Below are 4,011 nucleotides of genomic sequence, written 5' to 3' on the forward strand. Positions count from 1 at the left end.
CGCGAGCCGCCGCGGGCCGACGATGCGGCGCAGCAGGTCCTGCGACTCCTCGTCGTCGAAGGGGTCGACGTCGATCAGGCGCGCGTCCGTCAGCCCGGCCAGCCGTGCCCGGCTGGTGACGAGGGCCGCGCTGCCCGGGGTGCCGGGGAGCAGCATGCGGATCTGGGCCTCGTCGCGCGCGTCGTCGAGCAGCACGAGCACCTTGCGGTCGGCCAGCAGCGAGCGGTAGAGCGCCGCCCGGTCCTCCGTGGCCTCGGGGATGGAGGACCCGGCGACGCCCAGGCTGAGCAGCAGGTCCGCGAGGATGACGCCGGGCGGGCGCTGGGGGCCGCGGGCTCCGTCGAGGTGCAGGAACAGCCGGCCGTCGGGGAACTCGTTGCGCAGGTGGTGGGCGAGGCGGGTGGCCAGGGCGGTCTTGCCGACGCCGGGCAGGCCGGTGAGGATCGCGACGGGCACGGCGCAGGGTGTGGTGCGGGGCCGTTCGGCGCCGGGTCTGAGCAGTCCGGCCACGTGCTCGATCAGCCGGCTCCGCCCTACGAAGTCGGAGTCGTCGGAGGGGACTTGGACGGTCGGCTGCCAGAGGTCGGCGGGGCGCGCGGGGGCGGCGGGGGGCGGGGGCGCGCCCAGTTCCGGGTCCCTGGTGAGGACCGCGTGGTGCAGTCTGCGGAGTTCGTCGCCGGGTTCGATGCCGAGTTCACCGCGCAGGGCGGAGCGGGCGAGGGCGTAGGACTGCAGCGCGTCGCCCGGGTGCTGGGAGCGGTACTGCGCGGTCATCAGCTTGGCCCACAGCGACTCGCGCAGCGGGTGGCGGGCGGTCTCCGCCTTCAGGAGGCCGACCACCTCGCGGGGCTCGCCGAGTGCGAGGCGGGCTTCGGCGTAGTCCTCGAAGGCGGCCAGCCGTGACTCTTCGAGCCGGGCGACCTCGCCGAGCAGGACGTCGTGGTGCGCCACCCCTTCGAACGGGCTGCCGTGCCACAGGTCCAGCGCCTCCCGCAGGGCGTCGGCCGCGGGCCGGTGCTCGCCCGCTCCGAGGGCGGCGCGGCCGCGGGCGACGAGGACCTCGAACCGGTGCAGGTCCACCTCGCCGGGGAACACGCGCAGGCAGTAGCCGCCGTTGCCCTGGCTCAGCCGGTCCTCGCCGCTGCCGGTCGCGGGAGCGGGCCCGCCCGGATCCGGGCCGGCTCCCGGGCCGGAGGCGGGGCTGGAAGCAGGGCCGGAAGCGGGGCCGGAAGCGGGGCTGAGCACTTTGCGCAGGACGGCGGCGTAGCTGCGGAGGTTGGCCTGGGCCGAGGCCGGAGGGGCCTCGCCCCAGACGGCGTCGCACAACCGGTCCGCGGAGACGGCGGTGTTGGCGTTGACGAGCAGCATGGCGAGCAGGGTCCGCTGCTTCGGCCCTCCGAGCGGGAGAACGCGGCCGCCGGCGACGGCAGCGAGGGGTCCCAGCACCTTGAACTCGACACGCGCGAGCACCACCGTATGACCGCCCTTCAGCTGTGCAAGATTCGAACATCGGCGAATCCGACAACCATAGGCGCTGCACGGGGCGAGATCTTCCGCTTACGGTTTCACGCCGCGGCGGGGGCGGGCCGCGCACGGCCCCCGCGCGGCGGGTGCCGCGCTCAGGCGAACAGCTCGCTGAGCAGCTCGGGGCCCACGGCGATGGGGGCGGGGCGGTAGGCGGGCGGCTGCGTGCCCATCAGCTCGCGCACCAGGAAGTCCCAGCAGCGCTTGCGGACGTAGGCGAGGCAGTCGATGAACGTGTGCTCGGCCCCGGGCACGATGAGCAGCTCGAAGTCCTTGTCGGCGGCGACGAGCCGGTCGGCCAGCCGCAGCGTCTGCCCGGGGTGGACCTGGTCGTCCATGTCGCCGTGGACGAGCAGGAGCTTGCCCGCCAGCCGGTCCGCGCGGTCCGGGTTGGAGGAACGGGCCCACGCCTCGGGGTTGTCCGCGCCGTCGTAGGTCTCCACGAAGCCGGCGTTGAAGTGGCGGGCGTCGTGCGATCCGGAGAGGGCGACTCCGGCCTTGTACACCTCGGGGAAGTCCAGCATCGCCCGCGCTGCGGCGAACCCGCCTCCGGAGTGGCCGAACACGCCCGCCCGGTCCAGGTCCATCCACGGCCGGGTCCCGGCCAGCTGCCGCAGCGCCGCGGCATGGTCGGCCAGGCAGCCCGCGTCGGCCAAGTGACCGTAGGAGGCGTCGTGGAAGGCCTTGCTCCGCCCCGGGGTTCCCCGCCCGTCCAGCGCCACCACCACGAAGCCCAGCGCCGCGAGGGGTTCCGCGTCGAGACCCATCCCGCCGGGGTCGAAGCACGGGGCGACCCGGTTGACCTGCGGGCCGGGGTAGACGTTGTCCACCACCGGGTAGCGCCGGGAGGGGTCGAACCCCCGCGGCCGGTACAGCACCCCGTAGATGTCCGTCACCCCGTCGGCCGCCTTCACGCGGAACCGCTCCGGCGGCGTCCAGCCGGTGGCTTTGAGCTTGCTGATGTCGGCGCGCTCCAGCTCGACCAGGACCCGCCCGCTCCAGTCGCGGACCGTCGTCACCGGCGGGGTGTCGACCGTGGACGCGGAGTCGATGAAGTACTGCTGGTCGTCCGGCACGGTGACGATGTGGTCCAGCTCGTCGTCCGTGACCTTTACTACCTCGGCTGCCTCGGCGGCCTCTGCGACCTCGGCGAAGCCGGAGCCGTCCAGGCCGGCCCGGCACACCGTGCGCCGGTACGGGTCCTCGTCGACCAGCCCGGTGGCGGTGAAGTACACCACCCGCTCGGCCTCGTCGACGCGCAGGATCTGCCGCACCGTCCACGGTCCGGAGGTGACCTGCCCGAGCAACGCGCCGGTGCGCAGGTCGTACCGGTACAGGTGGCCCCAGCCGTCGCGCTGCGAGTACAACAGCACCTCGTCGGCCAGCACCCGCACGATCGGCGCCTCGTACATCCACGGGTTGGGCTCCACACGGGTGTCCCCCGTCTCGCTGAGCACGACGGTGACCTCGCCGGTGGCCGGATCCATCCGGTACAGGGTGAGCGTGCGCAGGTCGCGGGGCCGGCCGAGGTAGTACACCGCCGAACCGTCCGGGGCCCACCACGCCCACTTGGCCGTGATCGGCGACATCATCGGCATGAGCAGCGGCTCGGCCTGCGCACGCACGACTGTGCCCGCCTGCACGTCCAGCACGACCAGCTCGGCACGGGGCACCTGCTCGTCGCCGGGGTACGCGAACCGCTGGGTGTGCAGGAGGGGCGCGCCGCCGTCAGCGGGCCGGGCCTCCACGAGGTGGGTCTGCCGGACGCCGCGCTCGTCGGTCCGGTGCGCCAGCACCTTGGTCGAGTCGGGCGACCAGGCCACCGCGGGCGGCAGGTGCGGCAGGCCGAACTTGCGCAGCAGGGTGCCGTTGCTCGTGCAGTCCGGGCCGGATCCGTACCGGTGGCCGGGCTCGCCGTCGGTGGTCAGCGCCCACTCACGGCCGTCGGACAGCGAGCGCGCCCACAGGTCGTGCCCCCGCTGGGACACCGCGACCTTCTTGTCCGGGGACGGCACGTCCAGCGGGTTGCCCGGCGGCGTGAACTCGGCCCGCTCGCAGACGTAGCCGTCCAGGCGGCAGCGCCAGTACTCGCCGAACGCGTGGAACTCCACGGCGTTCCCGGTCAATTCGACGGCTATGAACGGCAGGGCCTCGGGGTCGACCTGCTGCCCGGAGGCGGCGGCCAGCGCGGCGGCCAGCAGGACGTGGTCGAAGGCCGGCTCGCGGGTACCCGCCGCCGGGTCCACCAGCACGAACCGCCTGCCGGCGCCATTGCTCACCGCGTACCAGAACCGGGCGCCTCCGTCGATCCACTGCGGCCGAACCTTGTCACCGATGACGAGCTCGCCGGGGCGGGCGGGGCGGCGGAGGAGCTGTTCGGCGGCCTGGTAGCCCTGAGTGGTGCTCATTCTCTTCTTTCCTTCGGCAGTTTCGTCGGGTGCGGGGTCGGGGGACGCGGGGTCGGGGGGCTGTGGGGTCAGAGGGTGT

The 4,011-nt window shown here is 73.9% G+C and carries 2 protein-coding genes; both read right to left on the bottom strand.

What is annotated here, in order from left to right; genetic code table 11:
• Nucleotides 1–1,473 (bottom strand): AfsR/SARP family transcriptional regulator (locus V7793_RS34535; protein ID WP_336013650.1); only part of this gene is annotated, 1,473 nt, incomplete at its 3' end.
• A 146-nt stretch (nt 1,474–1,619) separates the two neighbouring features.
• The gene (locus tag V7793_RS34540; RefSeq protein ID WP_336013651.1) at nt 1,620–3,932 is read right to left on the bottom strand and encodes a S9 family peptidase; all 2,313 of its coding nucleotides are present in this window, start codon (nt 3,930–3,932) and stop codon (nt 1,620–1,622) included.
• Nucleotides 3,933–4,011: the final 79 nt, after the last annotated feature.

It is taken from the genome of Streptomyces sp. KLMMK (assembly GCF_036961605.1).
GTDB classification, from domain to species: Bacteria; Actinomycetota; Actinomycetes; order Streptomycetales; family Streptomycetaceae; genus Streptomyces; species Streptomyces telluris.

Excerpts from the sequence above, each read along its gene's own strand:
- V7793_RS34540 (WP_336013651.1), bottom strand. The coding sequence starts at position 3,932 with ATGAGCACCACTCAGGGCTACCAGGCCGCCGAACAGCTCCTCCGCCGC.